The organism is Pseudomonas sp. BN515 (genome assembly GCF_029873155.1).
Lineage (GTDB): Bacteria > Pseudomonadota > Gammaproteobacteria > Pseudomonadales > Pseudomonadaceae > Metapseudomonas.
This window is the reverse complement of sequence record NZ_SSOH01000056.1, coordinates 1-25,946: the sequence shown is the minus strand read 5'-3', so window position 1 is coordinate 25,946 and position 25,946 is coordinate 1. Positions and strand designations below refer to the sequence as shown.

General features: G+C 64.1%; 22 protein-coding genes and 1 pseudogene. 2 read left to right on the top strand and 21 right to left on the bottom strand.

The features are described from left to right. Positions 1 to 93 precede the first annotated feature (93 nt). Positions 94 to 651 (bottom strand): hypothetical protein, encoded by a 558-nt coding sequence (locus E8E91_RS14315; RefSeq protein ID WP_280376302.1) that lies wholly within the window; start codon positions 649 to 651, stop codon positions 94 to 96. A gap of 291 nt (positions 652 to 942) precedes the next feature. Here E8E91_RS14315 and E8E91_RS14310 point away from each other — a divergent pair, with 291 nt between their 5' ends. After that, positions 943 to 1,404 (top strand): hypothetical protein, encoded by a 462-nt coding sequence (locus E8E91_RS14310; RefSeq protein WP_280376301.1) that lies wholly within the window; start codon positions 943 to 945, stop codon positions 1,402 to 1,404. 119 nt (positions 1,405 to 1,523) lie between these two features. Here E8E91_RS14310 and E8E91_RS14305 read toward each other — a convergent pair whose 3' ends face one another. Continuing rightward, positions 1,524 to 2,183: a hypothetical protein gene (locus E8E91_RS14305; protein ID WP_280376300.1), complete on the bottom strand. Its 660-nt coding sequence runs from the start codon at positions 2,181 to 2,183 to the stop codon at positions 1,524 to 1,526. 249 nt (positions 2,184 to 2,432) lie between these two features. On the opposite strand from E8E91_RS14305, the pseudogene E8E91_RS14295 reads away from it, so the two are divergent. Then, positions 2,433 to 2,793: pseudogene (locus tag E8E91_RS14295) on the top strand (serine recombinase); the annotation flags it as partial. A 366-nt stretch (positions 2,794 to 3,159) separates the two neighbouring features. Here E8E91_RS14295 and E8E91_RS14290 read toward each other — a convergent pair. From E8E91_RS14290 to E8E91_RS14200, 19 genes are all read right to left on the bottom strand, one after another. Next, entirely contained in the window at positions 3,160 to 3,915 is a 756-nt protein-coding gene (locus E8E91_RS14290) for an SDR family oxidoreductase (protein ID WP_280376299.1), read from the bottom strand. Positions 3,916 to 3,918: 3 nt separating this feature from the next. Then, positions 3,919 to 4,104, bottom strand: coding sequence for a hypothetical protein (locus tag E8E91_RS14285; protein ID WP_280376298.1), 186 nt, complete (start codon positions 4,102 to 4,104; stop codon positions 3,919 to 3,921). A 19-nt stretch (positions 4,105 to 4,123) separates the two neighbouring features. Further along, entirely contained in the window at positions 4,124 to 5,449 is a 1,326-nt protein-coding gene (locus E8E91_RS14280; protein WP_280376297.1) for an acetylornithine deacetylase, read from the bottom strand. A gap of 10 nt (positions 5,450 to 5,459) precedes the next feature. After that, on the bottom strand, positions 5,460 to 6,485 hold the full coding sequence (locus E8E91_RS14275) for a ring-hydroxylating dioxygenase ferredoxin reductase family protein (protein WP_280376296.1): 1,026 nt from the start codon (positions 6,483 to 6,485) through the stop codon (positions 5,460 to 5,462). A gap of 196 nt (positions 6,486 to 6,681) precedes the next feature. Beyond that, positions 6,682 to 8,079, bottom strand: a complete 1,398-nt coding sequence (locus tag E8E91_RS14270) for an amidase (protein WP_280376295.1) — start codon at positions 8,077 to 8,079, stop codon at positions 6,682 to 6,684. Then, complete coding sequence (locus E8E91_RS14265; protein WP_280376294.1) at positions 8,076 to 8,939, bottom strand: alpha/beta hydrolase; 864 nt, start codon at positions 8,937 to 8,939, stop codon at positions 8,076 to 8,078. Before E8E91_RS14265 ends, E8E91_RS14270 begins: the two co-directional genes overlap by 4 nt. Positions 8,940 to 8,991: 52 nt before the next feature. Next, complete coding sequence (locus tag E8E91_RS14260) at positions 8,992 to 10,326, bottom strand: Rieske 2Fe-2S domain-containing protein (protein ID WP_280376293.1); 1,335 nt, start codon at positions 10,324 to 10,326, stop codon at positions 8,992 to 8,994. A gap of 161 nt (positions 10,327 to 10,487) precedes the next feature. Then, entirely contained in the window at positions 10,488 to 11,489 is a 1,002-nt protein-coding gene (locus E8E91_RS14255; RefSeq protein ID WP_280376292.1) for an AraC family transcriptional regulator, read from the bottom strand. 288 nt (positions 11,490 to 11,777) lie between these two features. Further along, positions 11,778 to 12,326, bottom strand: coding sequence for a cupin domain-containing protein (locus E8E91_RS14250; RefSeq protein ID WP_280376291.1), 549 nt, complete (start codon positions 12,324 to 12,326; stop codon positions 11,778 to 11,780). 60 nt (positions 12,327 to 12,386) lie between these two features. Continuing rightward, positions 12,387 to 13,493, bottom strand: coding sequence for an alcohol dehydrogenase catalytic domain-containing protein (locus E8E91_RS14245; RefSeq protein ID WP_280376290.1), 1,107 nt, complete (start codon positions 13,491 to 13,493; stop codon positions 12,387 to 12,389). A 129-nt stretch (positions 13,494 to 13,622) separates the two neighbouring features. Then, positions 13,623 to 14,891 carry a DUF1329 domain-containing protein gene (locus E8E91_RS14240; RefSeq protein ID WP_280376289.1) on the bottom strand — a complete coding sequence of 423 codons (1,269 nt, stop codon included), beginning with the start codon at positions 14,889 to 14,891 and terminating at the stop codon, positions 13,623 to 13,625. 20 nt (positions 14,892 to 14,911) lie between these two features. Further along, positions 14,912 to 16,519, bottom strand: coding sequence for a DUF1302 family protein (locus E8E91_RS14235; protein ID WP_280376288.1), 1,608 nt, complete (start codon positions 16,517 to 16,519; stop codon positions 14,912 to 14,914). 56 nt (positions 16,520 to 16,575) lie between these two features. Further along, on the bottom strand, positions 16,576 to 18,936 hold the full coding sequence (locus tag E8E91_RS14230) for an MMPL family transporter (RefSeq protein WP_280376287.1): 2,361 nt from the start codon (positions 18,934 to 18,936) through the stop codon (positions 16,576 to 16,578). A gap of 35 nt (positions 18,937 to 18,971) precedes the next feature. Then, the gene (locus tag E8E91_RS14225) at positions 18,972 to 20,015 is read right to left on the bottom strand and encodes a YCF48-related protein (protein ID WP_280376286.1); all 1,044 of its coding nucleotides are present in this window, start codon (positions 20,013 to 20,015) and stop codon (positions 18,972 to 18,974) included. Between the two features lie 223 nt (positions 20,016 to 20,238). Further along, positions 20,239 to 22,218 carry a methyl-accepting chemotaxis protein gene (locus E8E91_RS14220; protein WP_280376285.1) on the bottom strand — a complete coding sequence of 660 codons (1,980 nt, stop codon included), beginning with the start codon at positions 22,216 to 22,218 and terminating at the stop codon, positions 20,239 to 20,241. Between the two features lie 138 nt (positions 22,219 to 22,356). Continuing rightward, positions 22,357 to 23,376: a 4-hydroxy-2-oxovalerate aldolase gene (dmpG, locus tag E8E91_RS14215; RefSeq protein WP_280376284.1), complete on the bottom strand. Its 1,020-nt coding sequence runs from the start codon at positions 23,374 to 23,376 to the stop codon at positions 22,357 to 22,359. An 11-nt stretch (positions 23,377 to 23,387) separates the two neighbouring features. Beyond that, the gene (locus E8E91_RS14210; protein WP_280376283.1) at positions 23,388 to 24,317 is read right to left on the bottom strand and encodes an acetaldehyde dehydrogenase (acetylating); all 930 of its coding nucleotides are present in this window, start codon (positions 24,315 to 24,317) and stop codon (positions 23,388 to 23,390) included. 19 nt (positions 24,318 to 24,336) lie between these two features. Then, positions 24,337 to 25,131, bottom strand: a complete 795-nt coding sequence (gene mhpD / locus E8E91_RS14205) for a 2-keto-4-pentenoate hydratase (RefSeq protein WP_280376282.1) — start codon at positions 25,129 to 25,131, stop codon at positions 24,337 to 24,339. A gap of 15 nt (positions 25,132 to 25,146) precedes the next feature. After that, positions 25,147 to 25,946: alpha/beta fold hydrolase (locus E8E91_RS14200; protein ID WP_280376281.1), on the bottom strand; the 800-nt coding region annotated here is incomplete at its 5' end.

Sequence of the window (25,946 nt, the reverse complement as noted above, 5' to 3'; positions counted from 1 at the left end):
CGCTTGTCGGGGCTTTCAATGCGTAGATATTGCTAGGGCAGGATGACTAGAGGGTCTCTATCAACTTAACTTGAACGCATCCAATCACACACCCTAGCCTCTCCCTGTTAGCTCCATGCCAATATCGAGCGCCTTTCCATATATCATCAAGAGCTCTTCAAAAGTCTCAAGATCGCCACCCTCTTCTTGTATCAATCCATCCGGCGAGATGTCCTGGACAATCGCGTCTATCAACTGGTGGAACTCGATGATCTTCGAGGATAGAGGGGGAGCTATTTTTCCAATTCTATCGACGTGACCTTGATAAACCCTGGAATAGTGATCCGGAATCCTTACTGTGTACTTGTACCTAGCATCCGGGTTCTTCTTTAGATACTCAACAACTTCTCTGAAACCACCCAGGTAGTCTCGATGTTCGGCAATTGTAAGAATGGCGGATATCTCTGAAATCAGAGCAATCTCGATCGCCTTTGCCTCCCGTTTATTCTTGAAATGCTCAACGAAATGAGCCGGAAAGAACGTCGAAACCCCACCAACGAAAGCGCCACCGATGGCAGCAACAACTGGCAGCCATTCGTTAGGCTTGTCCGTAAATAGAGTTTTGATGACCTGAATAGTCTGTACTGCTTCAAGTAATTGCTGAGTTTCCATTCTTAGCTTCCTTGGGAGAACTCGATCCTTGTACCACAGCCGGTAGCCTTCGCTTCGCTGAAAACCTGTCTCCGAGACAATGAATTCATCTACCACCCTGAGAGATTCAAAAATCGGCCACAGGCAGCGTCGGCCGTGGCCTAGACCGCATTCTAGGAAAACACGGTTTTGCCACTTTTCGGCCAGCGCTGAGCCAAAAGGACACGCCGCCGCTGGGCGTGACGGCGCTTCTATACTTTGCCGGGATGCCGCCCGGCCTGGGCGGTTCACCTCGCCAACGGAGGGCAGAGCATGTCTACCTCAAACATCGACCAGTTCAACGAGATCACGGGCCAGGTATTCGCCCACCTCTACCAGGCTTTCCCGATTCCCACTGACCTTCGACCAGCCGCGATCGGGATTCAGGAGGCAAGCCCAGGCGACTATGACCCCGTGACTGGAACCTCAATTGGCCAGGAGCCCAGGACGCACGAAGAACAACTGTTCGCGCATAGCGTCGAGTGGCTACGCCGGACGGGATACCTCACGGCCGAGCGGTACGCCATGAGCGACCACTTCACCAAGGCAGTACTCACGGCGAAAGGCCTCGAGGTGCTGAACGCGGTTCCGGACAGCCTGACGCAGCGGACATCGATCGGCGAGCAACTGGCCGAAGCCTCGAAGAGTGGCGGCAAGGAGTTGTTGCGGTCGATCACCACCGAGGCCTTGGGGTTTGGTGTTCGCCTGATGCTGAAGGGCACGGGCTTGGAGTGAGTCGTCGCAGTCACGCCTCGAGCGTGACAAGTCCGTGACCAAGCGTGACGAGCGCGTGACGCGGAGGAGTGGGGAGCCCTTCACCAAAGAGGGGCATTGGTGAAGGGTGAAATGACGGGTCACCCAATCAGGTTTTCCAGGATGGCGTTCGTTTCGACCTGGTCACGCCTGTCGCTATCCATCAGGTAGCGGAACACTGCCAGGGCTTCCTCCTTGCGCCTCGGCCGGATCTCCGCCATCAGTCCGAACACGAACCACTCGCGCGCGCTGGCCTCGGGGGCGCCGTCACTGCCGTAGGTGTCCACGGCGTTGCGTAGCCAGTAGAGCTGATTCCAGTAGCTGAGCTCCTGTAGGCAGTCGGCCAGTGTGTACGGCATCAGCTCGGGCCGGCCGCGGAATCGCTCAGCTACCTCCTCCTTGACGAGGAAGCCGAACTCTCCTGGCTCGACGCCTCGGAGTGCGTCAATGCAGAAAGCCTCCGCCGGCGTGTCATCAAACAGCGAGTCACCGAAGCGGGCCGCTCCCTCAGCCTGGCGCTGACTGCGCTCGATGGCCTTCTTGGCCAGGCCGCCTAGGTCAGCAAACCCGAAGGATGAAAAGGCCGCGAACAGATTTCCGGGGTTCGTTGCCGTCAGGTGGGACCGATAGCGCTTTTCCAGGTCCTGGAGTGGTGTCTTGATCCGCTTCGCTGCCTCCATCGCCCTGCTGATCAGTGCAGGCTGCCCGGTGTTGATGACGCTGTGTAACCAGAGCACCGCGTCGACCTCTTTATCCGGCATTCCCTGGCGATTCCAGCAACAAGAGTCCGGGGCCCACGCCCCAAATTGTCGGCGACGAATCGTCGAATGCTCGTCGAGCGCTCGCCCCCGGAAAGGAAGGGAAATGGAAGGGGAACGCAAAGGAGAAGAGCAAAACCAATCTGCCGCCCAAGGGTGCCGCGGCTACGCCGAGCAGTTTCCCGAGCACTACCAAGTCGGCCGTGCCGCGCTGCTGGTGGGCAACATCGGTACCGGCAAGACCCACCTCGCCAGCGGTATCGTCCAGCATGTGATTCGCGAGCACGGCGCTTAGGCGGTGATCACCTCGGCTGCCGAGATTATCGCCGACACCAAGGGCGACGACTTCACCAGGCGCATGCTCGACGCCATCAATTCGATGCTGGTAGAGATGATGGCGGCCATCGCCCGCAAGGACTACGAGCAGCGCCGCGAGCGCCAGGCCCAGGGCATCAAGAAGGCCAAGGATGAAGGCAAGTACAAGGGGCGCCCAGTCGACGCCGATCTGCACAAGCGGGTCGCCGAGTTACTGAGGGCGGGTCTGGGCATTAGATCTTCAGCACGGCATGCCGACTGCTCGACCACTACCGTCCTGCGTATCAAACGAGAAATTGAGGGCGATTCAAACTCCAGCGCTGCCATGCCTCATGGCCTTCAAAGTAGGAGTTCTAACCTGGGCATCCACAGCACGGAATCCACCGAAAGTGACCAATCGGCGAGGCATGTAAATGTCCGAGGGCAGCGGGTTCACCGGCAGCGAAATTGCACTAGCTTGAGCGCCCGACAGCCTCCCTCCCGAGCAAGCATTGGCATTCGTGTCGACCATCCGCTTACAAGTGGTTTAATCAGCCATACCGGGCAGCGCCGGCTGCGGTCGCCCCGAAGCTGCTGGGGGCCGGCAGAAACCAGCCAAAAGCGCCACATTGCGGAATCTACAGAACCAGGATTGATTGAGGCCCAACGCAGCCTCGAATCGGCCTCACTCTGCCCCCATTCCACCATCAACCGACAGCGCCGAGCCAGTGACGTAGGAAGACTGCGCCGATAGCAACCAGAGCACTGCGGCACTCACTTCATGCTGCTGGCCGATGCGACGCATCGGTACAGCATCGTCGTATAAATGATCGTCGCCCCCCGTGACACGGTCATAGCTCGGCGTTTTGATCGGACCCGGGCAGATGGCGTTGACCCGTATCTGGCGCTGCGCGTAGTCCAGCGCGGCGGCTCGTGTGGCACCCACGATGCCGTGTTTGGCAGCGATGTAACCGGCCGTCCGCGGCATGCCCTTGAGGCCAAAGATCGAGGCGTTGTTAACGATGCTGCCATGGTTGCCCAGCATCGCCGTAGCCTCGTACTTCATCATGTAGAGCATGCCTTTCAGATTGACGTCGATGACTTCGGAGAGCTCATCGTCCGGGGTTTCGTGTAGGTCATTGAACGCGTGTTGCAGGCCCGCATTGTTGAAGGCGCCGTCGAGACGGCCATAGCGCTCCAGAGCCAGGGCAACCAGGGCTGCGCAGTCAGCGGGGCGAGATACGTCGGTCCGAAGGAACAGCGCTTCGCCGCCCAATGTGGCGATTTCTTCGACCACCGCCTGGCCCGCTGCCGCAGTGCGATTGCCCAGCACCACCCTGGCCCCCGAGCGGGCCAGGGCCAGGCAGACATCACGGCCCATGCCACTGCCACCACCTGTGACGAGAATCACCTTGTCACGCAATTGAACGTCCATTTGCATTCATCAATCTCCTTTGCTGGGGTCATGCGCCACTCCTGGATGCCGCAGCGAATTACGGCCCACGATGCGATCCAGGAACAGCTCGCATAAACGTTGAGCGAACTTCGGTACGTCATCCCCTTCGGATACGCCGTGGCGAATGAGCAGGTCCTGCTCTTCAGGCGTCAGCAGTTGCAAGGGAACGACCATCGATCACCTCCGTTGCGCCTCAAAGGCCCAGCTCGTGGCGCGGCCGGGTCAGGGTGTCGATCAGGGCGTACATGATTTTCCTGGCGCATGGGATCAGGTCGGGGATGTAGGTCGCGCCCATCCCGCCCAGCCCTTCGGCAATCGGTAGCGGTGCGCCTTGCGCAGGCCAGGGCCAGCCGATCCGGGCAGTAGGGATACCGAAGCGGCGCAGTGCCGCACCATCGGTCTGGCCACCCAGCAGGTCGGGAACGCCGTGGGGACGCTGCTCGATATGCTCCCAGCCACGCTTGCACGACTGCACGATCCAGTTCTGCGGGTCGGTGGTGCCGCCGGGCACCGAGCCGTACATCTCCCAGTCCAGTACCAGCTCAGGACGCTGCGCCTGTAACTGGCGGACGAATTCGGCGAACTGAGCCTTGACCTCGCCCGGCGAGGTACGCGGGTTGATCCGCACATCGAAGAAGATTTCGGTCTGCGCTCCAGGGAAGGCCGGGCGCTCGGGATCGCCGCCACGCAACCCGGCGATCCAGCCGTGGGGCTTCACCACGCCGGAGGTGTTGCGCTCGGCGTAGTCGATGATCCACTGCTCCAGTTCCTGAATCACCGTGGCGGCCGGCACCACCGAACTGCGGAAGCCCGGAGTCCCTCGCGGCACGCCCGCGTAACCTAGAGTGCCGTGCACCCGCAGCTTGAACCAGCCCATGCCCGGTTCTTCGTGGTAGACCCAGTTCCAGGGCTTCATGACGATGGCGAAGTCAGGCGCGCAGCCGCGACTCAGCAGATGCACCACGCCGTTGGACATGCCGGACTGCTGGCGAGCGGAGACATCCACCGGCATACCGCCGTCGGCCGCCCCCACCAGCAGGTCGCCGATCAGCGGAACCTCGGCCTCGATCAGTGCCGTGGCCACTTCGGTGAGCGTGGCGAGCATGCCCTTGGGGTTGGAGGCACCCAGTCCGAACACCCAGTCGTCCAGCATCTGCGCCGACGTCTGCATGTCCGCCTCGGTGGCCTCGCCGGTCAGCAGTTTCTCGGCCTCATTGCACTCCAGGTGAGTGTCGATCGGCGCGTAGAGCAGCACGCTGGCGCCGCCGCCGCTCCCGCGCAACTCGCCCAGCACGTTGCCGCTGGTGAAGTTCATCGGCTGATAGCGCGCAGCCATGCCGATCTGTCGCAAATGGGCGGCCATGTACTCGCTAGCCACGCGTGCGGCGCCGGTCGGGCTATGGATGTCGGTGATCGCGTAAAGCAGGTGCTGCAAGCGCTTGGGATCGATCTTCGCGCAGGCCTGCTCATACCATTTCATCTGTTCCGCAGAAAACGGATTCGGGGTGGTCGGTTGCATGGCAGGCTCCTCAGTTACTGGCCACGAACTGTTCGGCGAAGATGTTGGCGGGGTCGACACCCAGCTCGATCAGCCGCGCGGTGGCGGCGTCGATCATCGGTTGCGGACCGCACAGGTAGGCAACTGTGTCAGGGCTCACATCTCCTTCCCGCAGGGCGCTCACCGGGCTGCCGTGGTGTAGCCCTTCGCGCGGCTCGCGGTCCACGCAGATGCGGGCCTCCAGGCTCGGCAGCCACTGCTGGCGCAGCTCGATGTCATCGAGGCAGAACAAGGCATCCGGGTTTGCGCAGCCAAAGCTCAGCAGCATCGGAGGCTTGCGTCCGCCGCCCTGACGCAGGGTGTCGATCATCGACAGGATCGGCGCCAGCCCAGTGCCACCCGCGACGAAGATGTGCGGCGCGCGACGCTTTTCCTCGCGCAGGAAGAAAGCGCCGTAAGGACCGGAAAGCGTCAGTACATCCTCAACCGCCGCCTTGCCTTCCAGGAAACCGGACATGGCCCCGCCAGGCAGCAGACGAATGAGGAATTCCAGTTTGGGCAGGTCGGTGGCGGTACTCGACGGCGAGTAGCTGCGCACGGCACCGTGCCCGGGCACTTCGATCTGCATGAACTGGCCGGGCCGGAACTCCAGCGAGTCCCCCTCGGCCAGCTCCAGGGTCAGGCGCATCACGTTGCTGGCGATGCGCTCCACCGAATCGACGAAGGCATGCACCTGCTGGGCGACACTGGAGCCAACCTCGCTGCCATAGCCCAGCTCGAAGGTGCAATCGGACTGCGCCTGGCACAGGCACAACAGGCGCTGCCCGGCCGCATACTCGCTGGCCAGCAGGGTCGAACTGGCGCCGAGGCGGGTATGCGCCTCGCCCTCGGACAGCTGGGCGACGCAACTCGAGCAACTGCCCGAACGGCACTGGTACAGCAGCGGAATATCCGCTTCGAGCGCGGCGTCGAGAATGCTGGTGTCACCGGCGACGCTGAGACTGCGGCTTACGCCGTCGGCAAAGTTGAAGGTGACTTGATGGAGGATGTCGTTCATGAATCTGGCTCCGCACAGGCATCGGGCTCCAGCGGCGTACCGACTGGGTTTGACATGGCCCGATCTTAGGAAGGCCCCACCCCGGCGGCGCTCCCATGCCGGTGCGGCTTATCCCGTGAGCGCAGATTCCTCCGCCGCTTGTTGCGGGCAAAAAAAACCCGCACCGGAGGCGCGGGCAAATCTCAAAGGAGTCGGATCAAATTCCGGGCGGATGCAGCCGGTGCCAGTCGGTGACCTTCTGCAGCGCCATGCCGGCACGGCAAAGCAGAGCCTCCGCGCCCTTGCCGGCGATGAACTGGCAACCGATCGGCAGGCCCTCCTCCGTCAGCCCGCAGGGTAGGCTGATGCAGGGATGTCCACTGACGTTGAAGGGCGCGGTGAACTGGATCAGCATCCGGTTTGCCTCCGGATCCCCCGCCAGACTGGCGAGCTGCGCATGGGTTGGCGCCGCATAAGGTTGCACTGGCGCCAGCAGCAGATCGACCTCGCTCAGCACGCTTTCCAGCGCCCCGGTGAACCGCTGGGCCTCGAGCAGCACGCGCTGATAATCCATGGCGGACAACTCCCGCCCACCGTCGATCAGTCGGCTTAGTGCCGGACCGTACTCAGCCGCGCGCTGCGGGTAGGTATCGGCGTGCGCCACGGCGGTCTGCACGCCACAATGCCGCTCCCAGTTGCCGCTCACCGCACGGGTGTCCGGCATCCGGATGCGCACTAGGCTACCGCCACCGTCGACGATGATCGCCATGACGGTGTCCAGCGCGCGGCGGATCAGCGGGTCCACCCCCTGGCTGATCCACTCTTCGTCCACGCCCACCCGCAAGCCGCGAAACGACTCGTCGATCCCCGGTACTTCGAGGCAGACGCTGGGCAGCGAGGTGGGATCCTGCGGATCGTGACCGGCGATAGTCGACAACAGAAACAGTGCATCGCGGGCGCTGCGGGTGATGGGCCCGATGTGATCGAGGCTGGCAGCCAGCTCGAAGCAGCCGTGGCGGCTCACCCGCCCCCAGGTCGGCTTGAGGCCAGTCAGGCCGTTGGCGGTAGCCGGGAAACGGATCGAACCGCCGGTGTCGCTGCCGACCGAGGCGTAGCTCAGGCCAGCCGCTACCGCCACACCGCTGCCGCTCGACGAGGCGCCAGCCCAGTGCCCTGCCCCCCAGGGGTTTACCGGATCGGCAATGCTCGGATGGTGAATCGCGAAGGCGCCCTCGGTCATCTGCAACTTGCCGAGCATCACCGTGCCGGCCTCGCGCAGGCGGGCGACCACCGTGGCATCCTCGGCCGGCAGGAAGTCGCGATGGATCGGCATGCCGGCGGCCGTCGGGACATCGGCCGTCCACAGCAAGTCCTTCACCGCCAGCGGAATGCCGTGCAGCGGACTGCGGCAAACGCCTCGCACGAGTTCCCGCTCGGCCTCGCGGGCCTGCGCCAGGGCCAGCTCGGGCGTGACCCGGGCATAGGCATGCAACTGCGGATCGAGCTGTTCGATACGCGCCAGTTGGGCCTGCGCAACTTCCACAGGCGACAGCTTACGGCTGCGGATCAGCTGCGACAGCTCGCAGAGCTCCAGGTAATGCAACGCACTGCTCATGCATGGCCTCCAAGAAAGTTCAGGGCGACTCCATTGAACTCCGCCGGGCACTCGCTCTGCAGGTGGTGCGCGGCATTGCCCAGGATGTGCAGACGGGCATCGGCGAATTGATTGACCATCAGCATCGGCACGTCGATACCGCCGAACCAGTCGTGCAAGCCCCAGAGAATCAGGGTCGGTGCCGCGACATGGGCGAACTCGCCCATCAGGTTCTCCCATTCGCCGAAGGCGCCGGGCTGTAGCAGCAGTTTCCGATAGACAGGGTTGGCGCTGGCCTCGAAGCGCAGGCGTGCGGTTTCTTCGTCGAGCGCAGAATCGTCGTGCAATTCATAGCGGCGGATCAGCGCGCGCATCTTCTCCAGGGTCGGCCCTTCGTCTTCCAGGTAGTAGTCGCTCATCAGCATCGCGGCGTGCTTGCTGAACAGCGGTAGAGGCGCCAGCACGCCACGCGCCACCGGCTGCGAGCCGATCAGCAGCAGACGCCCGACCCGCTCAGGATGGTCGGCGGCGAAGCGGATCGCTACGCATCCGCCGAACGACTGGTTGACCATGTGCGCCCGCTCGATACCGAGGGCCTCCATGAAGCCGAGCAGCTTGCTCGCGTGCCAGCTGAATACCGGCCCTTCGACCGGCACCATGTCGGACAGGCCGAACTGGGGAAAGTCGAGGAAGTAGCAGCGGTAGCGGGCAGCGAACGCCGCAGCGCTGTGGCGGAAGTTGCTCCACGCCGTGCTGCCGGGGCCGCCGCCGTGAGTAAAGATAACCGGCAGATCGGCGTCGGGGCCGGCGACCTCGCGGTAATGCAGGCGCACGCCATCGACCGTGACGAAACGGCTGGGTGCATCGATGTGTTGGTCCATCGCGGAATCCTCGCAAGGCGGCCCGGCGCAATGGGGCGCCGGGCCAAGCCGGTTACTCCTCGATCTGCTTGGTCTTGTAGCCAGGCCGCTCGCCATCGGCGGTCTGCTTGAAGATCAGGCTGCTGGTCTTCACGGCACCGGCCACGCCACGCCCGGGCTTGGCGATACCGCGGTTCCAGCGCGAGGCCAGCTTGCGCCAGGTGATGGGCGAGATGTCGGTCGCCACCAGTTGCTCGTCGTCCCAACCGGTGCCGTCGCTGTAGAAGTTCTGCATCGCCTCGCGGGCGTAGATGTCGCAATCGTTGAAGCCATGCAGGCACAGCGGCTTGTAGACATGCTCGTAGCGGTAATGGTGCTTCTTGCGCTCTTCCTCGGTGTCGCAGACGCGCACAATGACTTCCCAGTACTCATGGGTGTCATCGGTGATCGGCACGTACCACTCGTACTGGGTCAGGTGCTCGCCCGGCCAGTTCTCCACCATCAGCACGCCTGGCAGGACGACGGAGGTACGGTAGGGACGGCCGTTGAGCCCGTCGACCTTCAACCCGAGCTCTTCGTTCTCCAGCACCGGCGCCCACTTGTCGGTGAACAGCCACTGCATCAGGCCCTTGGGACCGTTCTCGTCCTCCACCGCCTGGATGCAGTCGTCGCTGGTGGGCAGCAAGCCGAGGGGCAGTACCCAGTCCATGGCGTGGACGATGGTGTTGTCCTTGTGCACCAGGATGTGCGCGTTGTCGAAGCCGTTCTCGCACGCGATGCGCCAGTTGCCGTAGCCGGTGCGGTGCATGCCGAGCACCACGGCGTTCTCGTCCAGCACGCTCGGCGAGGACGGCCACATCGGATGGGGGAACTGCTCGCTACGTTCCGGAAAGCGGAACGGCAGGTCATGGGCCAGGGGCGGGACATCCTCATCGGGGAAGTCGTCCTCGCGGACGAAGACGAAGATCATCCCGTTCACTTCATGCACCGGATAGGTGGTGATGCCGGTGGTGCCGATCAGCTTGTCTTCCGGGTTGGCGACGATGGTCACCAGCTTGCCGCTCTCGAGGTCGAAGGTGAAACCGTGGTACCAGCAGGAAATGGTGCTTTTGGTGAAGCAGGTCGGCTTCTCGGACAGGCGCACGCCGCGGTGCAGGCACTGGTCCTTGAGGGCGAAGATCTTGCCGTTCACCCGGCGCAGGACGATGGGCACGCCGCAGATCTGGACACCCTGTACCTGGTCCTCGACCAGCTCGTGGGTGAACAGCGCCGGATACCAGTGGTTGATGAAACCCCAGGCCGCATCCTTGTAAGGCTGGTACTGGCTCTGGGTCTTGGAATTGTTGGTGCGGGCATCGCTGATGCCGGACTTGACCACACGGCGGCGGATGATGGGTTGCTCGGACATGGATGACTCCCCAGGAGGCTGACGGGACGATGGCGTCGCACTGCGGCGCGCTTGAGGGTCATCCTAGGAAGTGGCATCGGAGCTGACGCTCCCGGGACCGAGCGGCTTATCCCGGCAGCGCAGAAAGTGCGCGGAGGGCGGACATCCCTGTCCGTGAGGAACTAGCGGGCCAGCGTCTCGGAAGGGCTTTCACCGAAGCGGCGCTTGTAGTCCGTGGTGAAATGGCCGAGGTGGTTGAAGCCCCAGCGGAAGGCCACCGCGGTGACCGTGGCGGAGCCCGGGCTCTGCCGCTGCAACTCCTCCATCACGTTACGCAGCCGCACCTCCTTCAGATGCAGCATCGGCGACGTATTGCGGAAGCGCCGGAAACCGGTGAAAAGCGAGCGGCTGCTGACCCCGGCATGCTCGGCCATCTCGACGATGGTAATCGGTTCGTGGGCATGCTCCTCGATGAAGCGCTCGACCCGTTTGACGAAGGCCGGAGCGATGGACGTTTTCTCGTCCTCGAACAACTCGGCGCTGTAGGTGTGCGGCTGGCAGGCGAGCAAGGTGTTGACCAGCATGCTTTCGTACTGCGCGCGCAGCAGCGGCGGCAGGTCCTCTTCCACCGAGAGGCAGTCGTAGATCCAGCCGACCATGCGCATCCAGCTCTGCCCCCGGACCGTGTCTAGGGGCATTTCCGGCTGGAACTCGATCTTCTTGCGCAGGGTGCGGCCGAGGTGCTGCTGGCAGTGGCGCTCCAGCAGGCTGTAGTCGACGCGTATGATCAGCTTCTCGGTACCCGAGCAGTGGTGGATCTTGAACGGCGAGTGCGCATTGAGAATCGACCCGAGGCGCGGCGTCGAATGCACCCGATGGTTGCCATACTCGATCATTTCCTGGCCGCGGATCGGCATCTGGATCAGAGCGAAGGACTCCATCACACCCGGCTCGATGGTGATGTCGCCACCGTAGCTCATCCTGCCGATACCGATACCGCCAAGACGGCGATAGTAGATACGGGTATCCACAGCCCCCTTGGCATCCAGATTACGCAGGCGGTTCGCGCAGAAGATGCGTTCCCCCCAGCGGCGGGCTTCTTCCAGGTCCTGGGTATGACAAACCTCGAAACGGGATAGGACGACCTCGGGGGGCGTCGCGGATGAAAAAGCGAGATGTTCCATAAGGCTAATCCTCTGCTCCAGGTGTGGTGGAACAGACTGTCGTCTGTGCAAGGCGCGCAGGCCGATTTCTTGTAATGACGTTCGGCTCTGCTTTTTTGCGCGCATCGGAGATGTGGCATCACCCGTGTCGACCTCTCGGTAACACTTGTGACGATCCGACGCTGGCTAGTGAAACAAGGCAAGAAGCATGCCCCTGGCCGCGCCGGATCGTCGGATGGCAGTCGACCTGGCCGATTTCCGGGCACGGGCCATCCAACCGCGGCTGGAAAACCCAGTGAATTTCCCTGTTCAGGCCGTCGGCTGGGCGCGATCGGCGCCAATCAGAACGAACAACAGACGGGCCGGAGTGTTACCCGCGTTACGCCAGGCGTGGCGTGTCCCCATCTGGACCACCAGGTCCCCACGCTGCAACAGGCTGGTGCAGCCATCATCGAGTTCAAGGGTGATCTCGCCGTCGAGCACCACGCCATAGTCGATGGTGTCGGTGCGATGGAAACCCGGTGCATCGGCCTCGAAGCGCTCCCCGAGGCCGGGCAGGCGCTCGCACAACTCCGCAGCGGCTGCCTGCGGATCGAAATCCGCGAATTCGACGCCCGCAGGTGGGAAAGTCACCAGCATGGCGCTGGTGCCGCCCGGTCCGGGCACCACCGAGGCCAGCGGCAGGGCGGGCGCCTCAGCGGCGTCGACTATCTGGGGAGCGGCACCGGTGTGCCAGACCACCGCGGCGGAAAAGCCGGGCGAATGAACGAAGGATTCGGTGCCAGGCAACGGGCCAGCACTGACGACACGGGAACGGCCGGCACTGTCGTGGCCGGTGACGATGCGTTTGACGGACATGCGGGAGCCTCCAGGCAGACCCCAGCAGCGAGCCGCGCGGCTCGCCACTGGCGAAAGGTCTCAGGAATGGACGATGTGGAAGTTGACGAAGCCGCTCGCCTGGGACTGGATGTCCTCAAGTGCCTCATTGAGCCGCTCCAGGGGATAGGCTCGCTCCTCCAGCCAGGACAGATCCACGGTGCCGGCCTCGATCATCCGTGCCATCTCCTCGCCCTCCGTGGTGGTGAACCACAGCGAACCGATGTACTGCCACTGGGCACACATGAACGGATGTGGATCGATCGGGATCGGTCCGGCCACACCACCGATCTGCACGATGCGGCCGCCGCGGGCGACCGCCTGCATGGCGTCGACGGACAAGGCCGCGGGCGCCTTCGCGCCGAGGGTGTCAAGCATCGCGTCGACACCTTCCGGGCAGTGCTCGCGCACTTGCTCGGAAACCGGACGGTCGCCGATCGGCAGGCCGATGACCCGTTGCGGCGCGAGCGCCTCCAGGCGTTCCAGGGCCGCACGGTCACGAGCCGCCACCAGCACCTTGGCGGCGCCGAAAGCCAGTGCCAGCAGGGTGGCCCCAACGCCCAGGGTTCCCGAGGCGCCCAGGATCAACAGGCTCTGTCCCGGACGCAGCGCCGATTTGCGGATCGCCGAATAGGCTGTGCCCAGATATCCGAGACGGGTTGCCTGGGCGCTGCTGAGATTGGCCGGCAGGCGCACCAGGTTGTTGGCCGGCGCCGTCATGAACTGCCCGTAGCCGGCATGGGAATACTGGCTGAACACGTCCTGCGAACCCGGGCCGAAACCGAAGTAGCCGAGGAAGGTGTAGGCGTCGCAACGTGGCGCTTCGCCCTGCTTGCAGAACCGACACTGACCGCAACCCACGCCGGGGTTGACGTAGACCCGGTCGCCCGGTGCGAATTGACGGACCTTGGAGCCGACCGCAGCGACGGTACCCGCACTGTCCAGGCCGAAGATCGCGGGCAGTTTTGGTAGCGGCAGGAAGGGGTACCACTCGGGGAAGTGGGTGGTGACGTTCTTCAGGTTGGGGATGATGCCGCTGGCTTCGACCTTGACCAGCACATCATGCTCACCGGGTACAGGCATGGGGACTTCGTCAACGGTGAAGCGGCCGCCGATCTCGTGCAGGCGCGCGGCTTTCATGTTCGACATTGCGAGGCTCCTTCGGCCATGACCGGTGCAGGCTCACCGCGTCTGGCCGATTCGTATTGTTGTGGCCGGGGCGCGTTGCCCCGGCGGATGCTTGCCAGGCCCCGCCTCGCCGGCGGGGCGTGCCGGTCCTCAGCGACCGGCCTTCTGCAGGGCCTGCAGCGAGAAGTCGCTGGCCTTGGCCTCGAAGTTGGTCTTCCAGGTAGCGGTATCGATCAGCGATACCGTCGCGTGGTTACGCTGGAAGTCGATCACCGCGCTGCCGGCGGTACGCATGTCGCCGCCCTGCGGGTTGTAGTAGGTGTGCCACTCCATGAACTTCCAGAACTCACCCTTGCGGTTGTACGCCTCGACGTAGTGGATGCGCGGGTACTTCGTCTCCACGTAAAGCACTTTCTTGCTGTAGGGGTGGGTCGCCGGGGTGATGGCTTCCACGACGTACACCTCGCGAGGCTCGTAGCGGTCGTTGTTCATGTTCCAGTACGGAGGCTGGTTCTCCAGCACCGGATACTTCTCGTCGAAACTGGAGCCCTTGGTGTTCCACAGATCCGACTTGGCGTTGGCCGCGGCGAGAACCCAGCGCTTGCCCACCAGCTTGTACTCCGGGTACCAGCACGGTCGGGCATTGAAACCTTCCAGGTCATCCTGCAGCTGGTCGGACGAGCCGACCGGGTCCATCCAGGCCCCACCGGAAAGGCGACGCACCCGTCGCACGGCCGGCACATAGGCCCATACGTCATTCACCTTCTCCGCGTCGTACATCACGGTGTAGGTGCCCAGCCCCTTCATGTCGGAAGGCGCCTTGAAATACAGCAATTGCCGGCCACGCTCGCTGCCGTCGCCTTCCACCGGGCTGTCGCCGGTCAGGCGGCCCTTCATCGTGTAACGGGTGAACTCGGCCACCGGCTCGGCGTGGACGCCACGTTTGCCGTCGATCAGCAACTGGGTGAAGTTCGGCACCTGGGATACGTCGCCCACGAGTTGGCCGAGGTGGAAGTTCCAGACGATCTTCTCAGCCGCCTGCGGGTCCTTCTCGTCGATGGTCGGGAAGGGAGCACCCGCCCCCCAGCCGTCGATCTGGCAGGTCCCCTTGTTGATCGAGGTCTTGCCCTGGTTGGCTTGCGAGGCCTTGACCCAGCGCGGGTCCAGTTCGACCTGCTGGGATTTGGCCAGCGGCAGCTTCCAGCCACTGTTGCGGATGCGCCACTCCATCTTCTCGGTCAGCAGGCTGGCGATGCTATGCCCTTCGAAGGTGTCGTTCTTGATCTGATCGATATTCTCGGCGGAAATCACGGTGCCCGCGGGCAGTTCGGCGGCCAGCCCCAGGGACGGAAGGCTGCCGGCGGCGGCGATCAGTCCGACCGCCAGGGTGCGTCGCAGAGGGAAATGGGATGCGCTCATGATGAGGTCTCCTGTGGGGGTCAGAACAGGTAGGTCAGGCTGGTGTAGACCTGGTCGCGGTCGTGGAAGACTCCGAACAGGGTGGTGCTGTCACAGTTGTTCATCTGGCCGGGAACGCACTTCGAGGCGTCGCGGTGGGCGTCATCCCAGAAGGCGTCGTACTCGACCTTCCAGCGCCATTTGCTGGACAGCTCGAAGGTCACCGACGGCACGGCGAAGCCACCGCCGTTGCTCAGGTCGGCACCCAGCACCAGTTGCGGACGGATACGCCCGCTGTCGTAGCTGAGGTCGAAGATGGTGGTGGCCAGGACGGAGTGTTCCTTGACCTTGCCGCCCCAACCGACGCTGTAGAGCAGCCCGTCGTCCTCATCGAAGTTCTGCACCCATTTGTCGAACAGCTGCACGGAGAAGAACATCGGTTTCTCGGTGCCCAGCCAGGTCTGGGTAGCCGCGATGTTCTTATCCATGCGCAGCATCAGCGCGACCACGTCCTTGCGGGTGAAACCATCGAAGCCGGGAGCGATGAACTGGCTCAGCAGGGTCGGGTTGTCCAGGGTGATCTGGTACGGCGCGTCCTTGATGTAGGCCATCTCGGTGCTGAACACCGCGTCGGCGGTTTCGGAGTAGCCGCTGGCGGTGAAGCCGAAGATATCGACGATCGGGTAGATGACCTCGCCGGCCACACCGCGGGTCTGGTCGGTGCCCTGGGTCTGGGCCCCGGACGGCACGTTCGGCAGGCCGAACAGCGCGAGGTTGTCGGAAGCGTTGAGGATCGGCGAGTTGTAGAAGGTTTTCAGGTAGGAAAGGGAGTAGTTGATGTCGCCATACAGACCGCTCCAGCGCAGGCCGCCAGTGACATCCTTGTAATCGCCTTCGTCGTTCTCGAAGTTGTACGGGTCGATATTGCGGAAATCGACACCAGCGTACGGATTGCCGGACCAGCGACCGCCGTAGATATCCAGCTCGGTGCCGATATCCTGCGTACGGTCCAGCCCCGGACGGATGAAGGCCTCGAGGCCGCCCTCCAGTTCCGGAACATCGATGTTCATCTTGATGATGTTGTTGGTCTTGCGCAGTTCCTCGTTGGCCGGTTCGAGGAAATTGCGCCAGGTGAAGTCGAATCCATGCACCAGGTCGTTGGCGGCGAAAAAGTCGGTCTCGCCCCAGGCCAGTTGCTGCTTGCCGATACGGAAGGAAAGCCGTTCTCCCACCGGGAAGTCGACATACAGCTCGCGGATCTCGGCCTTGTTGTAGAGGTCCATGATGTCGCCGCGTCCATCGGCCTCGCGGTGGTTGTTGGCGCCCATTTCCTCGAGGTGCTCGAGGAAGTCGGTTTCGACTTCGCGAACCGCGCGCAACTTAGCCACTACCGAAACGCTGTCCGTCGCTTGCCAGTCCAGGTTGAGGCGCGCCGTGCTGCGCGCCATGGATAGCTTGCCCTTGTCGTTGTAGCCCGGAGTGTCTCCCCAATCCTTGGCGTTCCAGGACATTTCCTGGCGCAGGTAACCGTCGTACTTGAAGCTGTCGTCGGCCATCAGCGGCGTGGTGACGGTTCCGAGGGCGATCGCCAGGGCGAGCTTGTGGAGCGGCGCACGCTTGTGCGTGGCCGGGATGTAATTCTTGTTCATCTTGTCTCCCGAGTGTGGTGGCAGCGTTAGGCTTTGGGTCTTGTTGTTGTGTGGTTTCAAACCTGCTGGAGCGCGGCATCGCCGATGGGGTCCGGCTCGCCGAAGATGAAGCGCGGCCGGAACACATAGAGCAGCGACGGCATGACGAAGAGGGCGGAGAAGGCCGACACGCTCAGCCAGATAGCCATCAGCAGGCCCATCTCGGCCTGGAAGCGCAGTGACGACACCCACCACAGCAGGGTGCTGACGATCAGCACGCTGGCGGTGACGATCACGCCCATGCCGGAGGAATGCAGGGCCAGGCGAATGGCCTCTTCCGCGCTACGGCCAGCGGCGATTTCCTCCTTCACGCGGTCGGCGATGTAGAAGGCGTAATCCACGCCCAGGCCGATGCCGAGGGCAGCCACCGGCACCGTGTTGATGTTCATGCCGATGCCCTTCCAGGTCATGAAGGCGAAGGTCAGCATGTTGGAAATGATCACCGGCACCATGAACACCATGCCGGCGACGCTGGAGCGGTAGACCAGAGTGCAGAGCACCGCGAGCACCAGCAGGGCCAGGGCGATGGCCTCGATCTGGCTGGACAGGATGATTTCGTTGACTGCCGCCATCACGCCGATCAGGCCACCCGCCAGGTGCCACTGCCCTTCAGCCAGGGGATGGGTGGCGATGAACTCCTTGATCCGCGCCACCGCCGTGCGGATGGTCTCGCCCTGACGATCGCGGAACATCAGGGTCACCGAGCCATTAGCGTACTGGTCGTCGGCGAAGCGGGAGATGTCCCCGGGCTCGGACACCGAATCCAGCATGGCCATCAGGCTGCCGTTGATCGCGCCGCTCTCGCCCAGTTCCAGGTAGCGCGGGTTGCCCTCGCGCAAGCTGCTGTTCACATGGGGCAGGACATCAGCGATCGACAGCGAGCCACCGACTTCCGGCTGCGCCTCGATGAAGCGCTGGAAGCTGTTCATCGCGTGCAGTGCCTCGTTGCCTTTGATCAGGCCCGGCATGCTGTCGTCTCCGATGACCACGAACATCCGGTCGACGCCTTCGAAGCGGCCGTTGATCGCGGCGGAGTCCCGGTTGTAGGGCGACTCCGGCCAGAGGATCGGCGAGCCGGGATTGGCGTCGCCGATCTTCAGGTTCAACGAATACAGGCCAGCGCCCAGGACCACCAGCAGGCTGACGCCGAGCACTCCGTAGCGGGCGCGGGACAGGCAGACCCGCACCGCCAGGTTGAGCACCTTGCGCAGTAGCGGCAGGCAGTCGATGGGATGGGCTACGCCGTGGGGCTTGCGGATGAAGGACAGCATCACAGGGGTGAGGAGCACGGCGCTGACCGTCAGCGTCGACACCCAGACCACCGCCAGCACCGTGAGCTTCTGCAGCATCGGGATCGGGCTCAGGGCGACCACCGCCATGCACGCGGCATCGGCGATCACTCCCAGCATGCCCGGACGGAACAGGTCGGCCAGGGCCACCTTCGCCGCAATGCGCGCGGTATCGGCGCCGGGCGGCAGCAATTCCAGCTCATCGTCGAAGCGATTGACGATCTGCACCGAATGGGAAACCGCCCGCGAGGTGATCAGCATGGCGACCACGATCACCAGCGGCTCGAAGTTGATGTTCAGCAGCCTGCAGATACCGAGCGCCCAGATGGCGCTGACCAGCCCGGCCAGCAGCGGCAGCGTCAGGCCGCGCCAGGTCCGCAGCAGGACGAAGAGCATCACTAGCGTCACCAGCAGGGCCGCCGCGACCAGCTGGATGGTCTCCGGCAGGTAGTGGCCCACCCAGCCGTAGAGGATCGGGTCACCCACCACACGGATCTTCACGCTGCCGTCGTCCACCTTGGTGATCAGGTCGCGGATTTCGTGGAACACCGTGGTGTAGTCCACCTGCTGGTCGATGAAGTCCACCGTGATCAGGGTGGCCTGCAGGTCCTTGGACACATAGGGCCCGTAGACCAGCGGATTGCGCAGCACGGCCTGCTTCAGTTCGGCCATGGCTTCGGCGTTGGCCGGCAGGTCCGGCCACATCAGCGGGCGGCTCTCGATGCCGGCCGTGGAGGCGCGCACTTCCTTCAGCTTCTTCGAGGCCAGGGAGGTGATCTGGTACTGGTTGACCGCGGACACTTCGCGCAGACCCAGCGTCACGGTGCGCACCTTGTCCAGCACCGCGGTCTGGAAGATGTCGCCCTGCTCCACCTCGAACATGATGGTGACCATGTTCGAGCCGCCGAAAGTGTCCTTGAACTTCTCGTGGGTCTGCACGTACTCGTGGCGCGAGGGCAGCATGTCCTCGAATACGGTACGCACCTCGATATGCAGGGCGAACCAGCTCAGCACCAGGGTGAGAATGAAGAGCCCGCCAGCCACCCAGGCGCGCCGACGGACGCACAGCTCGGCAATGAGTTCGATCATGTTTGTTTCTCGAGAAGAAGAGGCGTGGGGGGACTTCATGGCCGCAGCTCCGTCCAGTGCTGGCCATCCCAGTGACCGATGTCGGCGCCGGCCAGCCAGAGGCTGCGGCCATGCACCAGGGCACGGGTGTGCCAGGACAGGTTGCGTTCATCCAGGGAGCCGACGGTCCAGCCGTCGTCATTGCCGGAAACCCAGCGGCCGAGGGCGCCACTGGCGAACCAGCGCTGTTGCTGCGGATTCCAGAGGATGTCGAACAAGTGATCGTCGACCCCGAGGTCGACCGATTGCCAATTGCGCCCACCGTCACGGGTCACCAGTAGCGCGCCTTCCAGGCCAACCGCGACGCCGTTCTGGCTGTCGCGGAACTGCACGGACATCAGCGACCCGGGAACGGGCGCGGCGATTTCCTCCCAGCTCTGCCCCTGGTCCTCACTGCGCAGAACACGGCCGAACTCACCGACCACCAGCAGACGGCCACCCTCGAGAATGGCCACGTCGTTCCAGGCCACATCCTCCTCTTCGCGCAGGCGCTGCCAGGTCTGGCCGTAGTCGCGACTGACCAGCAGCGCCCCCATCTCGCCAGTGGCGATGGCCAGGCCGCCAGGGGCCACACGCACACGGTTCAGCTTGTTGGCCACCTCCGAACGCGGCACGCCGGCCGCAACCTGCCAGTGCTGACCGGCATCCTGGCTATGCAGGATCACGCCGTCGTTGCCCACGGCCACGGCATGTCCGGCATCCCAGATGGCGATGTCCTGCAGCGTTTTGTCAGTTGCCGAGGGCAGCCGACGGACCTGTCCGCCGGGCGCAATTGCCAGGATCTTTCCGCTGGACCCACAGGCCCAGATTTCGCCATTGGCGGCGAGGGCCAGGCCATAGAAATGGTCTCGCCGCTCCAGGGCCGGCGGGTTCACGGTGCCGCCGACAGGCTGGGGCTTGATGAACAACCCCGCCCAGAGCAGCCCGCCGATGATCGACCAGGGCAGCACCGTCATCAGCGCTTTGATGGCACGCTGCGTGACACTGGGTCGGGCTACCCGCAGAGAAGAGGATTGATCGATGTTGATGAGATTTGACATGGGTCGAGTCCACAGGGTTGGCGTCGTCTTGTTGTGGAAATGGCGCCGGCAACGCAGGCAACCCCACTCTAGGTACCCCCCGGGAGCCGAACTATCCCGACACTGCAGGGCTTGTCCCCCAGGCGCAGTTATTGCGGCCGGACACCTGCACGGACGGGATAGCCGAAGGTTCCGCGAGCGAGGCCTGGAGCCTCCGGCAGGATGGGAAGGGCAACGGGCCCGGTCAGAGCTGGAAGCGGCCCACCAGGCTGTTGAGGCGACCGGCCAGGGACTGAAGGTCGTGACTGCGCCGGCGGACCTGGCCGGTGCTGCGTGATGCGTGTTCGGCCGAGTCGGAGATAGTCACCAGGCTGCGCGACAGCTGCTCGCTCGTGGCCGCCTGCTGACCGGTTGCCATCGCGATCTGCTGACTCATTTCGCGAACCTCACCAATCATCTGGGTGATCCGGTGCAATGCCTCGCTAGCCTCCCGCGCACTGGCGACGTTGGACTGCGAGCCTTGCCGGCTCTTTTCCACCATGCCCACCACCGTCTGGGTCCGGTCCTGGATCGTCGCGATACTGCGGTGCACCTCCTCGGTGGAGTTGTGCGTGCGCCGCGCCAGCGCCCGTACCTCGTCGGCCACCACGGCGAACCCGCGGCCCTGCTCGCCTGCACGGGCCGACTCGATGGCCGCGTTGAGCGCCAGCAGATTGGTCTGATCGGCGATCTCGCGGATCACCGCCACCACACTACCGATGGTCTGGCTGGTGCCCTCCAGCTGTTCCGTGAGGGCGAATATCTCCTCCAGCAATGCGGCATTCCGGATGATCGCGGTCGCCAGCGCGGCCACCGTGTCCTGGCCACGGGCCACGGCCTGGTCGCCCTCGCTGGTGGCCCTGGCGGTCAGATCGGCGTTTCCAGCCACTTCTTCGACTGTGGCGGCCATCTGCTGCATGGCCGCCGCGAGCTGGCCGATCTCGTCGCGCTGGGTATCCACGCTCGCCCCCGCCACCTGGCTTTCCTGTTGGAGCGCCGCGGACGTGTCGTGCAGGGTCTGTCCGGTACTCTTGATCTCGGCCACCAGCTCGGCCAGGGAGCCGATGAAGCGATTGAACTCCCGGGCCAGCGTCGCCAGCTCATCCCGGCCGTGGACCGGCAGGCGCGCACGCAGGTCGGCCTCCCCGGAAGCCAGCTGCCTGACCGCCTGCACCACAACGTTCAGCGGCCGCGCCAGGGCCTGCCCCAGCAGCAGGATCAGGATCGCGGCAATCAGCACTGCGGCGGTCCCCAGCGCCAACAGCTTGACCGCCAAGGCCTTGACCCCACCCAGGACCGCGGCGCTGGGCAGGGCGACGCCGAATGACCAGGGCGTAGCGGTATCACCAATGGCGACCGGTACCGCCAGCATGAAGATTTCCTCCCCTATGGCCGGCGAGACGAAGCGCAGGGTAAGCGGTCGCCCAGTACGTACCGCGTCGATCATCGGTTGCAGGTGCTCGCCCATGAAGTCCGCCTCCGTTTCTGCCTCCTTGCGTCCGATCCGCGTCGGGTCGGGATGTGACACCAGGGTGGTGTCGTGGGCGGTCAATGCGGCCATCCCCACACCCAGCGGGCGTAGTCGGGCCACGCTTGCCTGGAGCTGCTTTGCGTCGAGGCCCAGCCCCAGGCTCCCGACCACCCGTCCGTTCTGGCGTATCGGAATCAACAGCGGGATGGCCGGCCGCGCGCTACCGAGCCCCGGCAATGTACGAGGTGGATCGACCCGCTCGCGCCCGAGCGCATCTCCTCCCACCGTTGCGGCCAGGGACTGCCGTTGCTCGGCTGAGGCCGGCAGGATGGAGGCCCCATCGCGGAACCAGTAGACCGGAGTGCGCTCCTGCCCCTGCGACGGCATCCACCAGGCGGCACTCACCTGGGGGCTGGTGTGCAGCAGGGTCTCCAGCATCTGATCGGCGATACGGCTGTCCACCAGTTCGCCATCGGCCAGCTCGCGGCCAAGCAGCTCCCCCGTGGTACGCGCCGAATACAGGGCACTGTCGAAATATGCGCCGATCTCGGCGGCCTGCTGGCGAACGATGGCGTCCACCGCTACTTCGGCCAGGGCTTCGGTCGAGGCCTTGCTCGACAGGTAGACCAGCAACACGGTGGCCAGGTAGACCAGGATGGTCAGCGGCAGGACGGTGATGAGCAGCTTGTTCTTCAGGGACAGTCTGGCCAGCATGGCGAACTCCTGTCGCGGGTGGCCGGCGGCTCATCCCTGGCCCCGCGGATTCAATGACGATGTCAGTGTCGGGCGTTGAGCCCGGAAACCAACTCCTGCAGGGGCGATTTCAATCGCCCCTGCAGTTTGTGGTTAGAGTCAGGTCTTGCGCGCCGCCAAGAGGTCCAGGGCGACGTCGACGATCATGTCTTCCTGGCCGCCTACCATCCGGCGCTTGCCCAGTTCGACGAGGATGTCGAGGGTCTTCAGGCCGTACTTGGCCGCCGCCACTTCGGCGTGACGCAGGAAGCTGGAATAGACGCCGGCATAGCCCAGGCCGAGGGTCTCGCGATCCACCCGCACCGGGCGGTCCTGCAGCGGCCGCACGAGATCGTCGGCGGCATCCATCAGCCGGTAGAGGTCGGTGCCGTGATTCCAGCCGAGGCGCTCGGTGGCGGCGATGAGCACTTCCAGCGGCGCGTTGCCGGCACCGGCGCCCATGCCGGCCAGGCTGGCGTCGATGCGGTCGCAACCCTCTTCCACCGCGACGATGGAGTTGGCCACCCCGAGGCTGAGATTGTGGTGGGCGTGCATGCCGGTCTGGGTCTCCGGCTTGAGCACCGCCTTGAAGGCGCGCATGCGGTCACGAATGTCCTGCATGTTCATCGCGCCACCGGAATCCGCCATGTAGATGCACTGGGCGCCGTAGCTTTCCATCAGTTTGCCCTGGGCAGCCAACTGCTCGGCCGGAATCATGTGGCTCATCATCAGGAAACCCACGGTGTCCATGCCGAGGCTGCGGGCGTATTCGATGTGCTGCTGCGACACGTCCGCCTCGGTGCAGTGGGTGGCCACCCGCACGCTACGGGCACCGGCGTCATAGGCCGCCTTGAGGTCGTGCACGCTGCCGATGCCGGGCAGCAGCAGCACGGTGAGGCGGGCGTGCTCGATGACATCGGCGGCCGCTTCGATCCACTCCAGGTCGGTGTGGGCGCCGAAGCCGTAGTTGAAGGATGAGCCCTGCAGGCCGTCGCCGTGGGTGACTTCGATGGCGTCCACCTTCGCCTGGTCCAGTGCACGGGCGATGGCCTGCACCTGGCCGATCGAATACTGGTGGCGGATCGCGTGGCTGCCGTCGCGCAGGGTCACGTCGGAGATGTAGAGCTTCTTGCCGTTCATGGTCGGTCTCCTCAGGCCTTGAGCATCGACTGGGCCATGCGCTCGGCGGTGGCCAGCGCGGCAGAAGTCATGATGTCGAGGTTGCCGGCGTAGCTCGGCAGGTAATGGGCGGCGCCTTCGACTTCGAGGAACACCGAGGTCTTCAGTCCGGAGAAGCGGCCGTGGCCGGGGATGTTCAGGTCGTGGAGCTCATCGAACTGCACCCGCTGCTTCAGGCGATAGCCGGGCACATAGCCCTGTACCGCAGCGGCCATCTCTTCGATGCTGGCCTCCACTTGGGCCTGGTCGGCTGCCTCCGAAAGTACGAACACGGTGTCGCGCATCATCAAGGGCGGCTCGGCAGGGTTCATGATGATGATGGCCTTGCCCTTGGCTGCCCCACCGATCACTTCGATAGCTTTCGAGGTGGTCTCGGTGAACTCGTCGATATTGGCGCGGGTGCCGGGGCCGGCGGACTTGCTGGCGATAGAGGCGATGATCTCGGCGTAGTGCACCTTAGCTACCCGCGACACCGCCGCCACCATCGGAATGGTGGCCTGGCCGCCGCAGGTGACCATGTTGACGTTGAGCTGCTGGAGGTTCTGCTCCAGGTTCACCACCGGCACGCAATAGGGGCCAATGGCAGCCGGGGTCAGGTCTATCAGGCGAATCCCCGGTTTCACGCTGCGCAGAAAGGCGTCGTTCTTTACATGGGCGCCGGCACTGGTGGCGTCGAAGACGAAGTCGATGTCCTGGAACACAGGCAGGCGGGTCAGGCCTTCCACGCCTTCATGGGTGGTGGCGACGCCCAATCGTGCTGCGCGGGCCAGACCGTCGGACGCCCGGTCGATACCGACCATGGCGCCCATTTCCAGGTGCTGCGCGTTACGCAGCACCTTGATCATCAGGTCGGTACCGATGTTGCCGGAGCCGACGATGGCGACTTTGAGTTTATTGCTCATGGGAAAGGTCTCTCTGCTATCACTCGGCACTGAACTGCACGGCCACTTGACCGATGCCTTCGATCACCGCTTCGAAGCGGTCACCAGCTACCACGGCTGACATCGGGCCCAGCGCTCCGGTCAGGATCAGGTCACCTGCCTTCAGCGGTTCGCCCAGGCGAGCCATGGTGCGGGCCAGCCACACGGCGGCATTCAACGGGTGGCCGAGGCATTCGGCACCGCTGCCGCTAGACACCAGCTCGCCATTGCGAGTCATGCGCATGGCGGCCTGGCGCAGGTCCAGGGAATCGAGCCGACGGGCCGGGCCGCCGAGCACGAAGCAGCCGCTGGAGGCGTTGTCGGCCACGGTGTCGACGAAGCGGATGTTCCAGCCCGCCACGCGGCTGCCGACAATCTCCAGGGCCGGCAATACCCAGCCGGTAGCGGCCAGTACATCGGCGAACCCGGTGTCGGCGCGCGGCAGGTCACGGTCGAGGATCAGGGCGATTTCCGCCTCGATCTTCGGCTGCAGCACCCGGCCAATGGGCACCAACTCGTTGTCTCCGTAGGCCATGTCGGCAAACAGGGTGCCGAAGTCCGGCTGGTCCACACCCAGTTGGGCCTGCACCTTGGGATTGGTCAGGCCGATCTTGCGACCGACTACGCGACGTCCGGCCGCAATGCCGTGGGCCACGTTCAGGCGCTGGATGGCGTAGGCGGCTTCGCCGTTGTCTTCGCCGATGCGCTCGCGCAGCGGGCCGATGGCCTCGCCGCTGGCTTCAGCCAAGCGCAAGCCAGCGGCCAGTTGTTCCAGGGAATCTTGGGAAAGGGTCATCTCGCACCTCGGGACTCAGTGGGTGAGGAAGTCCAGCACCATGCGGTTGAACTTGTCCGCGTGCTCCCACTGCGCCCAGTGCCCGCAGTTGTTGAACACGTGGAGTTCGGAGTTGGGGATGCCGGCTACCAGGCGCAGGCCGGTGTCCATGGGCACGAAGCGGTCGTTGCGGCCCCAGATCACCAGGGTTTCGGCCTTGATCTCCGCCAAGCGCGGGCCGAAATCGGGGAATTGCTTGGGGTTGGCCGCAAGACTGGAGACGAAGTTTTCCAGGTGATCACGGCGCGCCAGCATGTTGTCCAGACGGGCCTGGAACAGCGCCTCTGTCAGGTCACTGGGGTCGTAGACGAAGACGTTCATCATCTTCTTCAGGTTGTCGATGGTCGGCTCGCGGTACAGGCCCTGGAGCAGCTTGATGCCCTCGGTGGGCATGGGCGTGAAGGGGCTGGCGCCACCGGTGCCGCCGCCCATGAGTACCAACTTGCCGACCCGCTCCGGCCAGTTCAGGGCGAACGCCACGGCGCTGTGACCGCCCATGGAGTTGCCGAGGATATGCACCCGGTCGAGGTCGAGCTGGTCCACCAGGCCCTTGAGGATGCGGGCATTGAGGTCGGAGCGGGAGCCGCTGCAGACGATGGAGTCGCTTTTGCTCCAGCCTGGGCAGTCCAGCAGGATCACGCGGCAACCGGCGCTAACCAGCGGTTCGATGTTGCGGTTGAAGTTGGCCCAGCCGCTGGCACCCGGGCCGGAGCCGTGGAGCATGACCACGGTTTCGCTGCCCTGGCCGCAGTCGTTGTAGTGGATGTTCAGCTCCA